The organism is Halorubrum sp. Ib24 (assembly GCF_002252745.1).
Taxonomy (GTDB): domain Archaea; phylum Halobacteriota; class Halobacteria; order Halobacteriales; family Haloferacaceae; genus Halorubrum.
In genome coordinates, this window is sequence record NZ_NHOX01000017.1 from 34,559 (window position 1) to 53,115 (window position 18,557).

17 protein-coding genes are annotated in these 18,557 nt (G+C 72.4%); 4 read left to right on the forward strand and 13 right to left on the reverse strand.

The genetic code is table 11. The features are described from left to right. Positions 1-20 precede the first annotated feature (20 nt). The 3 genes from DJ82_RS14910 to DJ82_RS03840 all read left to right on the forward strand — a co-directional run bounded on the left by DJ82_RS14910 (position 21) and on the right by DJ82_RS03840 (position 1,365). Complete coding sequence (locus tag DJ82_RS14910) at positions 21-194, forward strand: hypothetical protein (protein WP_170938219.1); 174 nt, start codon at positions 21-23, stop codon at positions 192-194. Positions 195-337: 143 nt separating this feature from the next. Beyond that, positions 338-868, forward strand: coding sequence for a hypothetical protein (locus tag DJ82_RS03835; protein ID WP_094557377.1), 531 nt, complete (start codon positions 338-340; stop codon positions 866-868). Between the two features lie 26 nt (positions 869-894). Further along, positions 895-1,365 (forward strand): hypothetical protein, encoded by a 471-nt coding sequence (locus DJ82_RS03840; protein ID WP_094527638.1) that lies wholly within the window; start codon positions 895-897, stop codon positions 1,363-1,365. A 13-nt stretch (positions 1,366-1,378) separates the two neighbouring features. Here the strand turns inward: DJ82_RS03840 and rad50 are convergent, their stop codons facing one another. The 4 genes from rad50 to DJ82_RS03860 all read right to left on the reverse strand — a co-directional run bounded on the left by rad50 (position 1,379) and on the right by DJ82_RS03860 (position 6,081). Beyond that, positions 1,379-4,066, reverse strand: a complete 2,688-nt coding sequence (rad50, locus tag DJ82_RS03845; protein ID WP_094557378.1) for a DNA double-strand break repair ATPase Rad50 — start codon at positions 4,064-4,066, stop codon at positions 1,379-1,381. Continuing rightward, a complete protein-coding gene (gene mre11, locus DJ82_RS03850; protein WP_094581105.1) occupies positions 4,063-5,364 on the reverse strand; it encodes a DNA double-strand break repair protein Mre11 in 1,302 nt (433 codons plus the stop codon). The genes rad50 and mre11 overlap by 4 nt, the downstream gene beginning before the upstream one ends. 95 nt (positions 5,365-5,459) lie before the next feature. Further along, on the reverse strand, positions 5,460-5,738 hold the full coding sequence (locus tag DJ82_RS03855; RefSeq protein WP_094525278.1) for a hypothetical protein: 279 nt from the start codon (positions 5,736-5,738) through the stop codon (positions 5,460-5,462). Between the two features lie 79 nt (positions 5,739-5,817). Further along, positions 5,818-6,081: a helix-turn-helix domain-containing protein gene (locus DJ82_RS03860; protein ID WP_094525277.1), complete on the reverse strand. Its 264-nt coding sequence runs from the start codon at positions 6,079-6,081 to the stop codon at positions 5,818-5,820. A 140-nt stretch (positions 6,082-6,221) separates the two neighbouring features. On the opposite strand from DJ82_RS03860, the gene DJ82_RS03865 reads away from it, so the two are divergent. Next, positions 6,222-7,439, forward strand: coding sequence for a proteasome-activating nucleotidase (locus tag DJ82_RS03865; protein WP_094581106.1), 1,218 nt, complete (start codon positions 6,222-6,224; stop codon positions 7,437-7,439). Between the two features lie 58 nt (positions 7,440-7,497). On the opposite strand, the gene DJ82_RS15445 is transcribed toward DJ82_RS03865, so the two are convergent. From DJ82_RS15445 to DJ82_RS03905, 9 genes are all read right to left on the reverse strand, one after another. Continuing rightward, positions 7,498-7,629, reverse strand: coding sequence for a hypothetical protein (locus tag DJ82_RS15445; RefSeq protein WP_275093918.1), 132 nt, complete (start codon positions 7,627-7,629; stop codon positions 7,498-7,500). A gap of 65 nt (positions 7,630-7,694) precedes the next feature. Further along, on the reverse strand, positions 7,695-8,870 hold the full coding sequence (locus tag DJ82_RS03870) for a bifunctional oligoribonuclease/PAP phosphatase NrnA (RefSeq protein WP_094525275.1): 1,176 nt from the start codon (positions 8,868-8,870) through the stop codon (positions 7,695-7,697). Positions 8,871-8,949: 79 nt separating this feature from the next. Further along, complete coding sequence (locus DJ82_RS03875; RefSeq protein WP_094581107.1) at positions 8,950-9,870, reverse strand: NAD-dependent epimerase/dehydratase family protein; 921 nt, start codon at positions 9,868-9,870, stop codon at positions 8,950-8,952. Continuing rightward, a complete protein-coding gene (locus DJ82_RS03880) occupies positions 9,867-10,346 on the reverse strand; it encodes a DUF5791 family protein (protein ID WP_170938220.1) in 480 nt (159 codons plus the stop codon). Before DJ82_RS03880 ends, DJ82_RS03875 begins: the two co-directional genes overlap by 4 nt. 42 nt (positions 10,347-10,388) lie before the next feature. Then, positions 10,389-13,640: a hypothetical protein gene (locus tag DJ82_RS03885; protein ID WP_094581108.1), complete on the reverse strand. Its 3,252-nt coding sequence runs from the start codon at positions 13,638-13,640 to the stop codon at positions 10,389-10,391. Continuing rightward, the gene (locus DJ82_RS03890) at positions 13,634-14,338 is read right to left on the reverse strand and encodes a hypothetical protein (RefSeq protein WP_094581109.1); all 705 of its coding nucleotides are present in this window, start codon (positions 14,336-14,338) and stop codon (positions 13,634-13,636) included. The genes DJ82_RS03885 and DJ82_RS03890 overlap by 7 nt, the downstream gene beginning before the upstream one ends. After that, on the reverse strand, positions 14,335-14,775 hold the full coding sequence (locus DJ82_RS03895; RefSeq protein WP_094557384.1) for a hypothetical protein: 441 nt from the start codon (positions 14,773-14,775) through the stop codon (positions 14,335-14,337). The genes DJ82_RS03890 and DJ82_RS03895 overlap by 4 nt, the downstream gene beginning before the upstream one ends. After that, positions 14,756-15,241: a hypothetical protein gene (locus DJ82_RS03900; protein WP_094581110.1), complete on the reverse strand. Its 486-nt coding sequence runs from the start codon at positions 15,239-15,241 to the stop codon at positions 14,756-14,758. Before DJ82_RS03900 ends, DJ82_RS03895 begins: the two co-directional genes overlap by 20 nt. A 64-nt stretch (positions 15,242-15,305) precedes the next feature. Next, on the reverse strand, positions 15,306-15,695 hold the full coding sequence (locus DJ82_RS03905; protein WP_094581111.1) for a hypothetical protein: 390 nt from the start codon (positions 15,693-15,695) through the stop codon (positions 15,306-15,308). Between the last annotated feature and the right edge of the window lie 2,862 nt (positions 15,696-18,557).

Genomic DNA, 18,557 nt, shown 5'->3' on the forward strand with positions numbered 1-18,557 from the left:
GTGATGACTTACCACGGTCCATGTCTTCGGACCCACGTTCGGAACCCGAGGTGGCTCGCCCGACCGGTCGCGACGCGGTCGACGCCGAGGTGGAGGTGTACGAGGACGACGGGAACGTGGTGCTGTTCGACGCCGCGAACCCCCTCGCGTGGGTCGAGGCGAGCCGAACGGTCCGGCTCGCAGACGCGACCTGACGCGGCGCTTCGGTTCCGCGCTCGTCTCACGTCCGTAGTGGCGGTGCCGGCTTCTCCGCGGCCGCGCCACCTTCCCCGCGGACGCGACGTCCCGGTCGCGACCGGACGGAACCCCTTTGCCTCGCCCCCGCGTACGACCGTACGTGTTCAGCCTCGACGAGGACGACGAGGGCGAGGTCTCCTTCGGCGAGAGCTCCGACGCCGAGCGGGAGATGACGCCGGACATCCCGAAGGCCCCCTCGGTGAAGACGTTCGACGACGGGGGCGACTTCGAGGGCGCGAGCGACGTCGACTCCGGCACGCTCCGCGCGTTCGTGGTCGCCGTGATCTACGCCAACGCCGCGGTGTTCCTCGTCGCGCTCGGCCCGATGGTTTGGTACTTCGAGGGGTGGTCGCGCGTCGGTCCGGTCCTCCTCGTCGCCGGGCTTCTCGCCGGCGTTCGGACGTACCAGACGTACCGTGCCTGGGAGCGCTCTCGGGACGAGGCGGCCGACGCGGATGCCGATACGGATGGTATCGATGCCGACGCGGACGCTGTCGAGGCCGCTCGCTCCGGGGCTGCGGACGCTAAGGCCGACGACGCTGCCGACGCCGATGACGCTGACGACGCTGACGACCCGGACGACGCTGACGACGCTGACGACCCGGACGACCACACGCCCCCGGAAGCGTAATGAATTGGGGACTCTCTCCTTCGCCTATGCAGACGGTCCGCGACGCCGACGGCGACACGTACCTCCTGGTGAAGCGCTCCGCGGAGTCGAGCCGCGTCCGCGACCCGGCCACGGGCGCGGAGCGCTACGTCGACAACGACGAACTCAGCGTCGTCGACGGGGAGTCGCCGCTCGCGACCGCGGCCTCCGGAGTTCCCTCGTCGGTCCGCAAAACGATGCGCGCGGTCCACGACGACCGGTCGCTCGGCCTGCTCGCCGTGGTCGTCGACGAGGGGCCGCTCCCCGTGATCGAGCTGCTCGACGCGACGGAGCTGTGCGAGTCCGACCTCCACGGGACGGTCACCGAGCTCCGCGCGGCCGGCCTGATCGCCGAGGTCGACGTCGACGGCCGGCGGGGGTACGCCGCGACGGACGACGCGAGCGAGGCGATCGAGCTCCTGCGAGGCGGGCCTGAGGCGGACATCGCCGCGGGGCGCGACCGCGCCGAGGGCGGCTGAGCGACGGCCGAGATCAGTCGTCCGCGAGCGACGCGGCGTCGAGCTCGGCGGCGTCCGCGCGGCGGGCCGTCGAGCGGTTCGAGCGCGGCTCCTTCTCGACGGTGACGAGCTCGTCGGCGGCGCCCACCAGCTCGTCGTCGTGGCTAACGATGAGGATCTGCTCGACGCCGAAGCCGCGCATCTCCTCCACGAGCCGGACGAGCCGGGAGACGTGCCCGGAGTCGAGGAAGACGGTCGGCTCGTCGAGGATGAGCGGCGGGGTCGGCGCGGCGCCTTCGATCCCCTCGGAGAGCAGCCGGTAGATCGCGCAGCGTAGCGAGAGGTTGAACAGGGCGCGCTCGCCGCCGGAGAGCTGCTCGGGATCGAGCGCCTCGCCGTCCTTCTGGTAGACCGTGAGCGCGTACTCGCCGTCGAGCTCGATGTGCGAGTAGGCGTCGTTGCCGTACACCAGATCGAACGTCTCGTTGAGCGTGCGTTCTAACTCGGCGACGTTGCGCTGGCGGAGCTCCGCGCGGAGGTCGCCGTACATCGCCTCCAGCTCGCTCGTCTCCCCGTGGAGCCCCTCCAGCGCCTCGACGGTCGTCGCCAACTCCGCTCGCTCCCCGCGGAGGGTCTCCAGCTCCCGAATCTCGCCGTTCACGCTCCCGATCGCGTTCTCCAGCTCCGTCCGCCGCTCCGCGAGCCGATCCAGCTCCCCGTCGACGCGTTCGAGGTACTTCTCGGCCTTCTCCTTCCGCGTCTTCGCCTCCTCGACCGCCGCTTCGTCGACCGCGGCCGCGAGCTCGTCGCGCCGCTCGCGCTTGTCGGCGAGCCGGTCGCGCCGCTCGTCGTTGAGCTCCCCGAGCGTCTCCCGTTTCTCGCGGCGGCGCTCGATCGCCGACTCCGCCTCCGAGATCGCCCCTACCCGCTCCTCGACCGCGTCCACCGCTTCGCGGGCCTCGTCGAGCGCACCGAGCGACGCTTCGAGTTCCGCAACGCGGTCCGCGGCCGACTCGGCCTCCTCGCGCTTTTCCGCGGCGACATCGCGGATCTCGTCGGCCTCCTCGCGCTTCTCCGCCGCGGCCTCGCGCTTTTCCGCCGCGGCCTCGCGCTTCTCAGCCGCCTCCGACCGGCGCTCGTCGACGCGCTCTTCGAGCATCTCCGTCGTCTCGTCGATCTCGTCGAGCCGGTCCGCGGCCGCCGCGAGCCCGTCCAGCTCTTCGATCCGCTCGTCGAGGCTCTCCTCGCGTTCGCGGGCCGATTCCAGCTCGGCCTCCAGCTCGTCGACGCGCGCCCGGTCATCTTCGATCCCGGCCGCGTGCGGCGAGTCCTCCACCGGCTGGCCGCACTCGGGACACTTGCCGGCCGCGAGCAGCTCCTCGGCCTCCGCGACGCGTTCGCGAGCGTTCTTCAGCTCCGCGGACAGCTCCGCGATCCGCTCGCGGACCTCGCCGCGTCGCTCGCGAAGCGCCTCGTGCTCGTCGGCGACGTCGTCGCGGTCCACGTCGGCAGCCGCGAACCGTTCGCGGAGGGTCTCGGCCTCCTCGCGGAGCTCCTCGATCGAGGACTCGCGCTCGTGGGCCTCGTCGTCGGCCGTCTCGGCCTCGTCGGCGAGGTCGTCGGCCTCTCCCTCCAGCTCCGCGGCGCGGTCGGCGAGGTCGTCGGCCTTCCCGGCGAGGTTCGTCGCCTGGTTACGGAGCGCCTCGGCGCTCACCCGTCCGTCGTCGAGCTCTTCGCGGATCGACGCCTCGCGCTCGTCGAGCTCCGCGCGGCGAGCGGCGACGGTCTCCTCGTCGGCCGCGTCGAGGCCGGCGTCGTCGAGCCGCTCCCCGATCCCGGCCTCGATCTCGTCGATCCGCTCTCGGGCCTCCCGGATCGCGTCCCGGTGCTCGTCGCGCTCGCGCTCGGCCTCGCGGATCGCCTCCTCGATCTCGCCGATCTCCGCCTTCACCGACTCCAGCTCCTCCCGCTTCTCCGCGTGGGTCGAGAGCGTCTCCGCGGCGTCGTCGCGCGTCTCCTTCGCCCGATCCCGCTGGTCCTCGTAGCGTTCGATCTCGTCTGTCACCTCCGAGAGGTCGCTCTCGAGCCCGTTGAGCCGCTCGTGGAGGTCGCGATCCTCCTTCGCCGCGATCTGCTCGTCGAGCTGGTCGAGCCGTCCGCGGCGGTTCTCTAACACGTCCTCGACGCCGAGCCGGGCGTCCCCGGCGCGCTCGCGGTACTCCTCTAGCTTCCCGAGTTGGAGCAGGTCGTCGATCGTGTCCTGGCGCTCCCGCGGACTGGCGTCGATCAGCTCGTTCACCTCTCCCTGCCGCACGTACGCGCAGCCGACGAACGCCTCTGCGTCCATCCGGAGCAGCTCGGTGACGAACTCGCGCACGGCCCGCGCGCCGTCGCGGGTCACGTCGCTCTCGTCGGTCGATTCGAGCGTGCACTGGTGGTCGATCCGGTCGTCGTACACCCGGAGCCGCCGCTCGATCCGGTACGGCGTCCCGTCGTGGGTGAACCACAGCTCGACTTCGGTCTCCTCTTCGCCCTTCGTGACGACGTCGTCGAGGGTGCCGCCGAGCGCTTTCGACCCGTACAGCGCGAAGAAACAGGCCTCTAAGAGCGACGACTTGCCGCTCCCGTTGAGCCCGTGAATGACCGTGACACCCCGCGTCAGCCGGAGGTCGGCGTCGCCGTACGGCTTGAAGTTCGAGAGCCGGATTCGGTCGAAGTTCACAGGTAATCCTCCATGGAGACTTGGCCGTCGGTCGCGGCGGTCTCGGGGGCCCGTTCGCCGTCGTCGTCGCCGTCTTCCGCGGTGTCGTCGCCGGCCCCGGTCTCCTCGTGCGCCTCGTCCCTCTCGTCCGCGTCGCCGTCGTCGCCTTCCTCGGCGTCGCCGCCCGCTCCGCCCCCTTCGAACGCGTCGAGGTCGTCGATTCGCTCCTCGACCCGCCCCTTCACCGTCTTCCTGACGTTGCTGTCGGGGAGCGTGTCGTCGCGGACCGCCTCGTCGACGTCGCGGGCCGCCTCGGAGAGCGCCATCTCCTCGATCCGCTCCCGCACGGCGTCCTCGGGGTCGGCGAAGCTCACGTCGCGCTCGGCGTCGGTCTCGACCTCGCGGCGGTCGGTGACACGGGCGATGAGCGCCCCCTCCTCGGTCGCGAACTCCTCGATCGCGGCCGGGGTCACCGGCTCGCCCTCGCCGGTCACGTCGACGAGCACGACCGCGTCGTCGAGGTCGTGTTGGCGGACCTTCTCCCGCACCCGCGCCGCGCCCTCTCCCTCGCGGAGGTCGACTTCGACGAAGACGAACGGGCGCGTGTCGAGCGCGCGCCGCCGGATATCCACGCGGTCGTCGCCGCCCGCGGCGTCCGCGTCGAAGGTGACGAGGTTGTAGCCCCTCCCTTCCTTCTCGCTCGCGCTCGCGCGCTCGGTGGACCCCGGGTAGGTGACCCACGTGTCGCTCACCTCAGCGACGTCGGGCGTGTGGTTGTCGCCGAGGAGCATCGCGTCGAACGCGACGTCGCTCTCCGCGAGCACCGCTTCGGTGTCCCAGTCCGCGTAGCCGAACGGCTCGAAGAGGCCGTGCGCGACGAGGGCGGCGTAGTCGGCGTCGTGGTCCGCGAACGCGTAGTCGAGGTCGTCCCGGCGGGAGACGGGGACGTGGTCGAGCCCGTAGAACGCCGTGTCGCCCACCACGGTCGGCTCGTCGCCGAGCCGTGTCGCGAGCCCCAGCCGCTCGAAGAGGTCGAGCCACTGGCCGCCCCGCGTCGATTCGTGATTGCCGACGACCGCGAGGAGGGGGATCCCGGCGTCGTCGAGCCGACGGAGCACGGAGATGGTGCCCATCAGGTCGACGAGCTCGGGACGTCGGTCGTGGAAGAGGTCGCCCGCGTGGATCACCGCGTCGACGTCGCCGTCGATCGCGTCGTCGATCACGGCCTCGAAGGCGTCGAGGAAGTCCTGTCGTCTGACCGGCGAGTGGTACTGCGCGTACCCGATGTGGGTGTCGCCGGTGTGGATCACCCGCGTCATCTGCCCGGACGTTGGCCGGTGTCGGGTTTAGGGGTTCCGGGGGCGGAGCGGAAGTGGTCGGCGGTCCGGAGAGCGGGCCGCCGTCCGACCGCTCCTCACCGGCCTCCGCCGGCCGCCGCCTCCCGAAATCCTCGGTAGGCCGACAGCGCCGCGCGACCCCGCTCGGCCGCGGCCGCGTCGCCGTCGCGCTCGGCGGCCGCGACCGCCTCCTCCAGCCGGTCGAGTCCGACAGATTCGACGAACCCGGCGGCGCGCCGCAGGTCGGTTCGCGCGGCCTCGGCCTCGTCGATCACGGCGGCGTACGGCCGGGTTGCGGTGTCGGTACGCGTCGCCAGCGCGGCCAGGGCCCGCTTGACGCCGGTTGTCGAGACCACGGCGTCCCTGCGTCGGTATCGGGGATAAGATGATGGCTCTCGCCCGCCTCCGTCCACGTCGCTGCCGACCCCTGCCGACTCACACCGCGAGCGTGTACAGCCGCTTCCGGGCGTCGGTGAAGGAGAACCGCGAGTCGACCACGTCCTCCTCTTCCAGCCGCGAGAGCGCGTACCTGACGGTCCGGGGGGGCAGCAGCGTCTCCTCGGCGAGTTCGCTCTGCGTCAGCGTGTCGTTGTAGTCGAGGACCTTCGCCACGAGCTTCGCGCTCGGGGGAAGATCGCGGACGGCGCTCCAGCGGTCCGTGACGTCCTCGTCGGCGGTGACGGCGTCGGTGGTGCTCATGCGTACTCTCTCATATCTCATGCCGACAAATAATATTTACTATCCATATTCATTACTATTGGTCATTCATTCGGCGATCCGTCCCGCTCTACTCTCCCCCACCCGAAACCTCTTACGCGCGAGACGCCTTATTACGGACAATGACTGACACCGTCGAAGACGTCGAGATGCCCTACGACGAAGGGTCGGCGTCGAGACAGGAGAAGATCGAGTCCCTCCAGGATGAGCTCGACGTGCTGGAGTCGCAAAACGAGGAGATGCGCGACAAGCTCCTCGACGCGAACGCGGAGAACAACAAGTACCAGCAGAAGCTCGAACGGCTCACCCACGAGAACAAGAAGCTGAAGCAGTCCCCGCTGTTCGTGGCGACCGTTCAGGAGATCACGCCCGACGGCGCCGTGATCAAACAGCACGGCAACAATCAAGAGGCGCTTACGGAGATCACCGCGGAGATGCGCGAGAAGCTCGATCCCGACGACCGGGTCGCGGTCAACAACTCCCTCTCGGTCGTGAAGAAGCTGGAGAAGGAGACGGACGTGCGGGCCCGCGTGATGCAGGTCGAGCACTCGCCCGACGTCACCTACGCCGACATCGGCGGGCTCGAAGACCAGATGCAGGAGGTCCGCGAGACCGTCGAGATGCCGCTGGAGCACCCGGACATGTTCGAGGACGTCGGCATCACGCCGCCGAGCGGCGTTCTGCTGTACGGGCCGCCGGGCACGGGGAAGACGATGCTCGCGAAGGCCGTCGCCAACGAGACGGACGCGACGTTCATCAAGATGGCCGGCTCCGAGCTCGTCCACAAGTTCATCGGCGAGGGTGCGAAGCTCGTCCGCGACCTGTTCGAGGTCGCCCGCGAGAACCAGCCCGCCGTCCTCTTCATCGACGAGATCGACGCCATCGCCTCGAAGCGCACCGATTCGAAGACCTCCGGCGACGCCGAGGTCCAGCGGACGATGATGCAGCTGCTCTCCGAGATGGACGGCTTCGACGAGCGCGGCGAGGTCCGGATCATCGCCGCGACCAACCGCTTCGACATGCTCGACCCGGCCATCCTCCGTCCGGGCCGGTTCGACCGCCTCATCGAGGTGCCCGAGCCGAACACCGACGGTCGCGAGATCATCTTCCAGATCCACACCCGGAAGATGAACCTCGCGAGCGACATCGACTTCGACGAGCTCGCCGAGATGACCCCCGACGCGTCCGGCGCCGACATCAAGGCCATCTGCACGGAGGCCGGGATGTTCGCCATCCGCGACGACCGCACCGAGGTCACGCTCGACGACTTCCTCGAGGCCCACGAGAAGCTCCAGCAGGACGACGAGAGCGGCGCGGACGACTCGCTCGCGTTCGCCTGATCACCGCCGACGCTACCGGCTTCAGATCGGTTTTTCTGCCGTCACGACGGTTCGGCCGTTACAGCGCCCGCACGATCAGATACGGAACCGCGAACAGCAGGACGAAGATCAGTCCGGTCGCGAGCGCGTAGCCGACGCCGACGCCCGCGAGCGCGCGCCGCCCGCCGTCGGTCGGGAGATCGAGGTTCATACCGTTCACTCCGCGGCCGCATAATTAAATACTGTCTCCGGCTCCCGGCGACCAGCCGGCGGGACTCAGACGTCGCCGGCCATCGCCCGGAACAGCGCGTCGGCGAGCTCGTCTCGGTCGACCCCCTCCGGCCCGTCCTCTCCCGTCGGGTCGATCCGCGGTGCGACGGTCCCGCCGCCCATCCGCGAGTGGCCGCCTCCGTCTCCGTTTTCGACGTCCGAGAGGACCGATTCGATCGCGTTGCCCATGTGGACCCGATCGTCACGGGAGCGCCCGGAGAGGTGGACCGTCCCGTCCCGCTCGCCGATCACCACGACGGCGCTGACCCCTTCGAGCTGGATCAGCTCGTCGGCCGCCTGCGGGATCGCGTCGACGTTGTTCACGCCGCCCACGTCCGCCACCGCGAACGAGCCCTCGACGCGGCGCCCGGCGATGGCTCGCGCCTTCACTTCCAGCACCTCCGCGTCGACCGCGGGGTTGGCGATGCGGTCGAGGCAGTCCTGATCGACGCCGGGGTACACGTACGCTGCGGCCGCGAAGTCCGGCTCGCTCGCCCCGACGGTGAGGTGTTTCGTGTCGGAGAGGATACCGTACAGCAGCCCGGTCGCGGTGTCCGTCGGGAGGGTGAGGTCGCTGTCGGTCTCGCTCGCGTGCTTGTCCGGCGGGACCGGGATCGCGTCGTTCTCCTCGAAGTACTCGGCGACGACGGAGGCGGTCGCTCCGTAATCGGTGCGGACGTCGGTGAACCGCTCTCCGGCGCCGTCGCCGGGGTGGTGGTCGACGACGGCCGTGGGGAGGACGCCGTCGGCGCCCGCGAACCCTCGCGGCTCGTTGTGATCGACTAGCACGACGGACCCGGCGGCGAGGTCGCTCACGTGTTCGATCGGTTCGAGCTCCAGATCGAGCACCGTTCGGAACGCGCGGTTCTCCTGATGACGGATCTGTCCGGGGTACTGCACCGTCGCGTCGACATCGACTTGAGACGCGAGCGACGCGACACCGAGGGCGGACGACATCGCGTCCGGGTCGGGGTTCGGGTGCATCAGCACCGCGATCTCGTCCTGGTCGGCGAGCAGCCGCCGGAACCGCACTCCGGTCGTCCAGCGGGCGCGGAACAGGAGGTATCCCCCGGCGACCGCGACGAGTGCGACGCCGACCGCGATCGCGGTCAGCTCCGGGTTCTCCCGCGCGAGCGTCCCCGCCTGCGAGAGTCGCTCGTCGGCCGCACTCAGGCTCCACATGTGTCCCCGAGACTCCCTCCCCCCACATGAAGGTTCGTCACTGTTTCGACCGATCGGCGACGCCCGCCAGTGGCGTCGCTTACTCTCGGGTCGCGCGGAACGACCGCACCGCGTCGCGGTATCCCTCGCGGAATGTCGGATAGTCGAACTCGTACCCGAGCGCGCGGAGCCTGTCGTTCGAACAGCGCTTGCTCGTCCGGATCCGGCGTTCGGCGGCCGCTGAGAGGTCGCCGGCCGCGATCCGCTCGGCCTTCGACCGCTTCTCCGGCCGCGGCACGCCGCACTCGTCGGCGAGCCAGTCGGCGAACGCGTGCTTGTCGACCGGTTCGTCGTCGACGACCACGACCGGCTCGCCGCGTGCGCGATCCGTCTCGAGGAGGTGCCGGATCGCCCCCGCGGCGTCGTCTCGATGGACCATGTTGAGGTACCCCGCGGTGACGGGCCCTTCGACGTACCGCTCCAATCGGTACCGCCCGGGGCCGTACAGTCCCGCGAACCGAGCGACGGTCCCGCCGATCCCGGCGTCGCCGGCGGCCTCCAGCGCGATCCGTTCCGCCTCGGCGAGGACCCGCGTCTTCTCCGTGGTCGGATCGATCGGCGTCTCCTCGTCGACCCACCCGCCGTCATGGTCGCCGTACACGCCCGTCGACGACGTGTAGACGAGTCTGTCCGGCGACGACGACCGCGCCGCGTACTCCTCGATGACGTTTCGGAGGCCGTCGACGTACACCTCGCGGGCCGCCTCGGCGCCTCGGCCGCCGGAGCTGGCCGCGAAGACGACGGCGTCCGCGTCGGGCAACGCGTCGAGCGAGGGCGGATCGGTCGCGTCCGCTCGTATCGCGTCGACCGCGCCGTCGCCGTCGACGCGTTCCCCGACCTCACCGATGGCGTCGATCCCCGCGTCAGACCGCCGCACGCCCGTCACGGCGTGGCCGCGATCGGCGAGCTGCGACGCGAGTTCGATCCCGACGTAGCCGCAGCCGACGACGACGGCCCTCATCGCTTGCGGCGCTCGATGACCGCCATGACCTCCGCGAGCTGTTCCAGCGTCATCCCGGCTCGTCCCTCGAGGGCCTGTTGGACCTCTTGGCCGGTGAGATCGGCGTCGATCCCCGCCGCGACCGTGTCGACGTCGAGCACCGCGGTCGCCATCCCCATCAGGAGGTGATCGCGTAGCTCCGCGACGAGCGCGTCGGCGTCGCGGTCGGCGGTCACGGCGACGATCGCCGCCGCGTCGTCCACGCTGAGGTCCGCCGCGTCGCCCGCGGCGGCCGCCTCGACGGCCGCCTCGTCGACGCCGGTCTCGACGCCGACGCGCTCGCGCCCGGCCTCGGCCACCGACTCGCGCACCATCACCTCGAACGCCGCGAGCAGCGCGCCCGGGGTCACCTCGCCCGCGTCGACATCGGGCGTCCCGTTGGCGCCGACGGCGTCGACACCGGACACCGTCCCGTCCTCGACGACCTCGTGAAACATGGTCCCCCTCGGTCGGCGTCTCTCAAAACGGCTACGGTCGACTCACGAGGTCGCGCACTCTCTCGCTCCTCCGTCCGACGCTCCCCCGGCTCTCGGGCAGGGCCACCCGGCGGAGGTCTCGTCGCGGGTGCCGTCGACGTCGCCGACGCCGGGTGGGCCGGCGGGCACCGCGACGGCGACGACGGTCTCCGTCTCGAACCGAATCGGCTCCGTCGCACCGAGCCGAACGGTCTCCCCGCCAACGTCGAGGGCCACGTCGCCCTCCCGTCGAACGTACTCGAACGGCTCGCCCGGCGTGCCGACGTCGGCGCGCAGCGCGAACCGCGGGTACTCCCCGCGGACCTGCACGCGCCAGGCGTTCACCGTCGTCACCCAGTAACCGGGCACCGGCGCGACCGGAAGCCCCGCCCCGACGCTCCGGGCGGGCTTCAGCGACCACTTCTCGCCGAGGTCCTCGGCCGCCCTCTCGCTCAGCTCCTCGGTCGCGGTCCGGCCGGCGCGCGTGGCCTCCCTCTCGATCGCTTTCTCCATGCGGTCCCTGAGCAGGACCCGCGCGCCCTTCGTCGGCGGTTCGACGACCCGCGTCGGCACCCGAACGTCCTCTCGACCCGCCGCCTTCCGCGTCGCGACGCGGAGGTGCGCGGCCAGCGACGCCTCCGCCGCGGTCGAGAGCGATCCGTCGGCCGCGGCCTCTGCGGCGACCCGCTCGGCGTACTCGCCGTCACCGACCGCGGCCGCTCTGTCACCGGTCGAGTCGTATGACGCGGCGGCCTCGTCGACCGCGTCGCGACGCGCCTCCCGCGACAACGAGGTCCGCTCCCGAAGCACGCCCTCAACTTCGCGATCGACTTCGCGAAGCGAGCCGTCGACCCGTTTCGTGAGCGCGTCCCGGTCGGCGCGGAGTCCCGGGTCGTCGCTCGCGGCCAGCGCCTCGTCGGCGAGCAGGAGCGCGCGCCCGGCGGTACCGAGTCGGACCGTGTCCCCGGCGCCGAGGATCCGATCCACGATCCCGCTCGACAGATCGCCGTACGGAACGGTGACGTAGTTCACGTTGCGGACGGCGAGCGGTCGCGTCGGGGCGTCGCTCGCGCCGTCTGTCCGTTCGCCGTCGACCGTCGTCCGCGGCAGGTATCCCGGCGCCCCTCGCGGCGAGAACGTCACCGCTCCCCCGGGACCGTCGCCGGCGACCGTGTATGTGCCCGGGTCCGTCGCGGCCTCGCGGGCGGCGATCGCCTCGCCGACCGAGGGGCCGCCGAAGGCGCTGTTCACCCGATCGAGAAACCCGTCCGTCGCCCGCTCGCGGTCGGCAGAAGCCGCTTCCAGCTCCGCGACGACGGCGTCGACGTACGCCGCGCGGGCGGCGACCCGCGCCCGATCGACCGCGCCGTCGTACGTCTTCGGCGCGTCGACGAGCGCCGCTCGGCGATCGCGGACCGCGTCGGCGAGGTCGGCGTACGGCTCCGCCTTGCCGACCGCCGCCGCCTCCATCGACGCGTCGGTCTCGAACGCCCGGACTTCGACGGCGAGCGCGGCGACATCCGCCGCCACGCGGTCCCGTTCGGTCTCCGTCCACGAGCCGTGGACCACCGTCGAGTCGTCGACGTCTCCGCTCCGGACGGCGTCCCGGGCCAGTCGGTCCACGCCGGCCGCCGTGTCGACGCCGAGCGACGAACGCGCGGCCGCCGGCGTCCCGCGTAGGTCGGGTCCGTCACCTCCCGCTCCGAACGTCGCGGCGGGCCGGTCCGCCGCGCCGTCGGTCGGCGCGTGTCGCCCCGTCACCGAGACGCGGACCCGGTAGCGGTCGGCCGCTTCGTCGGCGGTGGTCGTCCGATGGACGGTGCGGTCGACGACGCTTCCGTTAGGGCCCCGTTCCACGACTTCCCGTTCCCACGTCGCAGTCGCGGTGCGTTCGACCGTCACCTCGCGGATCGCGTCTCCGAACGCGACCGGCTCGTCCGGATCCACGGTCCCCGCGGGAACCCCGCGCGGCACGTCGCTCCCGGCGACGTCGGTCAGCCGCTCCGACCGCTCCACGTCGACGCGATCCCACTCGCCGGTCGCCGCGACGGCCGGCGTCGGCGGCGCGATTCGTCCGCCGTCCGCGACCTGCGTCGTCGCCGTCCGCACGTCGGCCTCGACTCGGTACGCGCCCTCGATCACCTCGTCGAGGTCGTCGTGGACCCGAACCGCCCCGACGTCCGCCGCGTGCCCGATCGGAACCGGCGTCTCCTCGTCGGACCGGTCTCGTTTCGACTCGAATGCGTCGTCCTCGCTCCCCGCCCCGTTCGGGTGCGTGCCGGCGCTCGGTTGCGTCGCGGTCTCCCCGGAACCGGTCGGCGTCGGCGCTCCGAGAACCGCGTCGGTCCACGAGTCCTCTCGAACGCCGGTCGGCGCGAGGAGGTCGCTCATCCCGGTCCGGGCGGTCGCCCGTGCCACTCCGCCGCGGGCGCTCGGGTCGCTCGTCCCGAAGACTGCCCGCTGCGTCCGGACGATCCCGGCGTTCGTCGACAGTTCCACGTGCCGGTTCGCGAGGACGTTCTCGACCGGCGCCCCGGCGTACTGCGCGTATCCCCTCGCCCACGTCATCGGATAGAGGCTCGCGGTGAGCTGTCGACCGAGACCCGGTCCCTCAACCGGACCCCTGTCGAGCCGCTCTTCGAACCGCTCCGTCCGCTCGTGAGCGGCGAGCGTCGGGACGGCCACCACGACGGTCCTGTCCGCGGTGCGGTTCACGACCGTTCGGCCGTTCCGTGTCGCGGTGATGTCGACCTCCTCGAAAGTGACGCGAGTCGCGGTCCCGTTGGCCGCCGACTCGACGCGGACGCGGTCGCGGGCCGCGGTGAGGCCCTCTCGCCCCCCGACCGCCGGTAGCGACGCCGTCGCCGTCACCGATCCGACGTCAGCGTCGACCGCGGAGAGCGCGTCTGCCCCGGTGACTGCCAGTCGTATCCGAAGCGCGTCCGTGAACGCCGACTCCTCGCGCACCGCCTCGGCCGCGGCACCGCTCTCGGGCGCCCGCGTCACCGGTTCCCGCGCCGCGTCGTGCGCCGCCTCGCGCGCCGCGGCGTGCAGCGCTGCGGTGGCGTCGGCGTCGACGCGCTCGACGGCCCGCTCGACGCTCCGGTCCTCGTCGACGAGCCCCTGATCCGCGATCCCCGCTGCGTACGTCGTGCTCGTCACGAGCAGCAACACGCCGATCAGGGCGAACGGGACTCGCGCCCGCTCGTCGACCGCGAACCGTCGCCCGACCCGCTCGGAGTCGGATGCTCCGCCGCGTTTCCCCACGCTCACCACCTCCTCACGACGATCCGAACGGGATCGTCCGTCTCGGCCGCGTCCGGCGTCGGCTGCGTGACCACCGCCGTCGTGACGTCGGCGTTCCGCGGCGGCTCGGCCCCGACGACGACCGCTCTCGCGTTCCCGTCTCTCCCGGGGCGAGGCCGCTCGGTTCCCCTCGAACCGCCGTCGGTCCGGTCCGGACCCTCCCGGGACTGGCCGGCGGTTCGTTGAGGGGATCGCGGCGCGTTCGGTGTCCCAGACGCCGCTATCCGGCCGGTTGCGGGTCGACAGCCACGCGGAGCCGGAGGCCGACGGTCGACGGCTCGCTGCGTCGAGCTGGGTTCCCGGCTCGGAACCGCCGGGACCGTCGCGTCGACCCGGGTTCGCTCGCCGAGGCCCGCGGCGATCGCGGCCGTCGCTCGCGGCTCGAACGCGCCCTCGCCGTCGACGGCGCCGCGCTCATCGCCCGCGCTTCCGGGAGCCGCGACGAGCAGCGCGAGCAGTTCGGCGCGCGTCGCGTGTACCGTTCGGGTGCCGTTCGCCGCCCGCGGCGACCGGTACCGCACGGTCACGGTCTCCGTCACTATCCGGTCGGCCGCCCCCTCCGCGGTCGGCCCGCGCGTCCCCGCGTCCCCGCCGACGCCACCGAGCGCGACGACGCTCGCGGACACGCACAGGAGCAGCACCGTCACGTCGAGCACGGTGCTCGTCACCGGCGGACCACCACGCGAAGGGTCCCGCGGACGTTCCGCCCCGGACCGACTCGCACGGTCACCGGTCGCTCGGCCGTCCCGATCGCTCCGTCGTCTCCGACTGCCGCGCGTTCGGGCGCGTCATCGCCGAACTCGATCCGCCACGTCTTCCCGCCGGCCCTCACCGTCACCGCCGTCGGATACCGGAAGCCGTCGGCGCCGCGGAGCTGGTCCGGTTCGACGACGCCGCCGGCGGTCGCCGTTCGCTCGGCCCTGTCGAGGACGGTCTCGGCACCGGGCCGCTCCCGATCGACCGTCGCGTCGTCGAGCGCGGCCGCGTACAGACTCAGCGCCGCCCCGACTACCAGCACCGCGACGAGCGCGGCGAGCGGTTCGACCGCGGCGCGATCCGCGGCCCCGCTTCCGGCGCCGGACGGGTCACCCGACGAGCGTGACATGCACCCCTCCGTAATGCACCCGCCGCACGGTGAGCCGCTCCGGCGCCGGTCGCCACCCGCTGTCGGCGCTCCGCGCGCGCTCCGCCGCCGCGGCCAGCGCGTCGGGGTCGTCGAACGCGGCGTCCGGCGGAACGCCGTCGAGGACCCGCCGAAGCCGGTCCCCACCTCCGCTTCGATCGACCGGTGGGACCGGCGTCACCCGCGGCGCGTGGAGCGGCGCCCGTGCGTCTCCCCCGTCTCCGCCGAGCGAGACCGACCGCGGCGTGAGTCGGATTCGGTCCGCCGCGATCCCGTGTTCCGCCGTCGCGGGGTACTCTCCGCCGGCTACCGTCTCGATCGTGTGCGCGACGCCGGCCGCGTCCGGCGGCGGCGACGCCGGGAGCGTCGCGGCGACGCCGGCCGTCGCGACGCTCACCACGGCGAGGCCGAGCCACGCGTACGTCGCGTCGAGGTGAGTCTCGAACACGGGCCGGCTGGCCGCGGCTTGGTATTTAAATGATCGGCGAGGACACGCGGCTGCGGTCCGGTCGTTACAGCAGCGCTCCCGCGCCCGCGAACGCGACGAGGTACGTCGCCGTCGCAGTCGGCAGCGCGATCCCCACGCGGTAGGCCACCAGCGTCCGGTCGAAGCCGCGCTCCAGCCCGGTCGCCAGCGCGGTGAGCAGCGCCGCGAGGATCAGCACGTAGGCGCCGACGATCCGGCCGAGTACCGGGACGGAGAGCGCTCCGGTGCCGGAGCCGGCGCCGGATTCCGCGGTCGCCTCGGCCGCGCTCCCGCCGCCGGCACCAGTACCGCCGCCCCCGACACCGAGCGCGTCCGCGCCGGCGGTCGCTCCGGCGCCCAGTCCCCCGGCGTCGACGGCGTCGACCCCCGTGGCGAACCGACCGTCCGCGCCGCACCGATCGAGCGGCGCGAACACCGCCGCGGTGTTCGTTCGCGCGTCGTCGACGGTACGCGGAGCTGACGTCCGCGCGCGGGTTATCGAGCCGCCCGAGCTCCTCGAGCTGGTCGGCGAGGCTCGAGGAGCACTTCGCCGCCGGGCGACCCCTCGCCCGGCGGCGACGGCGAGCACGCGAACCGCGCGCCCGGCGGACCCGCGCGACGGACCCGGAACCCGCGGGGCGCCCCGCGTGCCGAGGAACGCTCCGCACGCCGTACCGAAGGGTCTCGCTTCGTGCGCCCGGCCGCTGAAACAGCTCGCCGGTCGCGCCCGCTTCGAAGCCGCTCGCCGGCGTTCGCGATTGCCGTCTCGACCGCCGACGCCCTCGCCACGTCGCCGCGATGACCGGTCATTGGCGTCCGGAGCCCTCCGTTTCGACCGCCCGGAGTCTCAAGCGAGCCGCCGCCGGCGTCCGCACGCCGACGAGGAGCGCCCGTCCCCCGCCGACCTGCCGACCCCGGCGACGGGTGCGGCCCCACCCCGGTGACTACCGCGAGCGATCGCGGCCTGCGCGACTTCGGCGCCGCGCCTGCGCGGCCCGGGCCGTGTGCGCCCGCTCGGGGACGTCCGGGTGCGACGTCAGTCGACCGCCGCGCGAACGCGAACCGTCCTGGCGCAGAGCAGCCACCGCGACGCGTCGAAACAGTCCGCGGAGGCTACGACAGGTATGAGTCCGGCGCACGACCCTCCCACCCCGACCGGAACGCGGACCGGCCGCCGCGGTAGCAGAGCGATCCAGGGCCCCAGCGGGAGGAAGCGACTTGCGAAGCGTACAGCCGCCGAGACGGGCGGCGCGGATACAGATTGCCCGACAAACGCCGCGACGCGTCGTCGCCCGGAGATCGTCGCGTCGATGCGCGGTCCAGACACCGTTCCCCCCGCCGCTCTGCCGGCGCTTGACCGCCGTCCGCATTACACGCGGCGGCGTCCGAGTCGGCGGAACACGGTCGCCACTCGCGGGCGAACCGCCCCGGAGCCCGCTGTCGCGACGTCCGCAGCTCCTCCGCGCTCGTGACGCGCCAAAGCCGTCCGCGCAGCGGATCCGTCCCCGCGTGCGGGCGGCGAAACCGGAACCTGTGGCGTATTCCGCCCGACGGTCGTCCAGTCGGCATCCGCGTGGCCTCACAACCACGCACGACGCCGTGCGAGACCTCGGACGGGGCGCAACCGAGGCGCTCGTCCGCACCCGGATGCCGCGGCGAGCGCCCCACCGGTGCCCGATGGACCCTGCGTTGAGTCGGCCGCCCAACCCTTCCGGCGAGCCAGCGAGCGTACCGGAAACTGGGCCGTACGAACCGCCGAAGAGCGCGACGGCACAGAGAGGTCCCGACCGCCGGAGCCCGACCGCGGAGCGATACCGAGCTCGACGACTCTTGCCGAGGCCTCCTCAGCCGAGGAACGCGACGCGCGCCGAGCTCTGCCGACTCGTTCGCGTTCGACCCCCTCTGCTCCCGGGGTTGCGTCGGCCGAGCCGTCGTGCCTCGTCCGCCGCTCCGGTCATAGTCGAGTCTCACCGCTCGCGCCCACTGATCGACGTACCGCCCGCTCCGTCCCGACCGGTGGCGAACCGCGCTCGCGATCCGCTCGCCCCTCCCCCGACGGCCCCCTGATCGACGCGTACGTCTCGTCGGAGGTCCCGCGAGACGGATCGAGGGAGTCGGCTCTTCGCCGCGGTTCGACCCGGGGGCCCGGTCGGCGTCAGATCCCTCGTCCGGTGCGCTCGAACACCCGATTCGAACGCGGCGCCGTCCTGTGACCGACTACCTCGGCGATCACGTCGACGCCGGGTGGTCGTCGAGAGAGAACGAAATAACAGGTCGGTCGCGCGAAAACGACGAGGGCGGACACGCCGAGGTCGGCGACCACCCCGCTCCCGGACGCGGCGGGTCCTTCCCCGTGGATCGTCCCGAGCACCGTCTCGCCGGCCGCGGCCGACGCGCATCGCCTCGTAGGAGGGCGCGCCTCCTCGCGCGGACCTCCCACCACGACCGATCGCACCGCCGCCGAGGGCGGGGAGCGCGGTCCGGGACCGCGTCGCTCGGCGACGGCTCGCCCGTCGCCGACGGCAGAGCCGTGCGCGTCTGCCCGGGTCGCTAGGGCGCTCGTCGGGGAGGCTCGGGCGGAATTGGTCCTCTATCAGTATCGACCGGACCTTCCGCGGGAAGTCCCAGAGGGAGGGCACCGAGCGCGGGTCGTCTTTCCCGCACCCCGCCCGCCGGCCACGAGGCCCGTCACGCCCCGCCTCGACGGGACGGGAGAGGAGCCCGGCGGCCGCCCGGCGTGAGCGTCCCCTGCGTCGACGAGTCGTGCGAGGGTCCACGGCGTCGGGATCACGCGGCGGAACCGAACGGAGAGCCCGGTCGCTGGCGGGGTCGGTCGTCGCGGCCACGGCGACCGGCCGGGTCGTCTCCAGGGTCGCGTCGGAGCGTGGGGGCTCGCACCTTTTTAGAGAACACCCGCCCGCTGGTCCGCCGGAGTCGTTGGACGCGAGAGTGGCGGCCCCTCGGCGGGAGTCCGCACGTTCGTCCGGCGCGCTCGCCTTATCGGACGACGACGCGGAGCGGGTTTCGGTCACGGGGCGCCGAGAGCGTCGCGATCTCTCACGCGCTCGTCGGCGAACCACGTGGTTCGAACCGCCCGTACCCGCGCGTGTGCCGCGGGAGCAACATCGGTCAGGCGTCGAGGACGGGATCGCCGGTCTCGGGGGCGTCCGGACCGTTCGGCCGGGCGCTCGCCCGCCCCCGCGTCGATCGTCTGAGCGCCGTCGCTTCGGCGTCGTCGAGCCGACGGAGCCCGTCGTCGAGCTCTCGAACGGCGCGTGAGGTGGTACGTTCCGGAGGC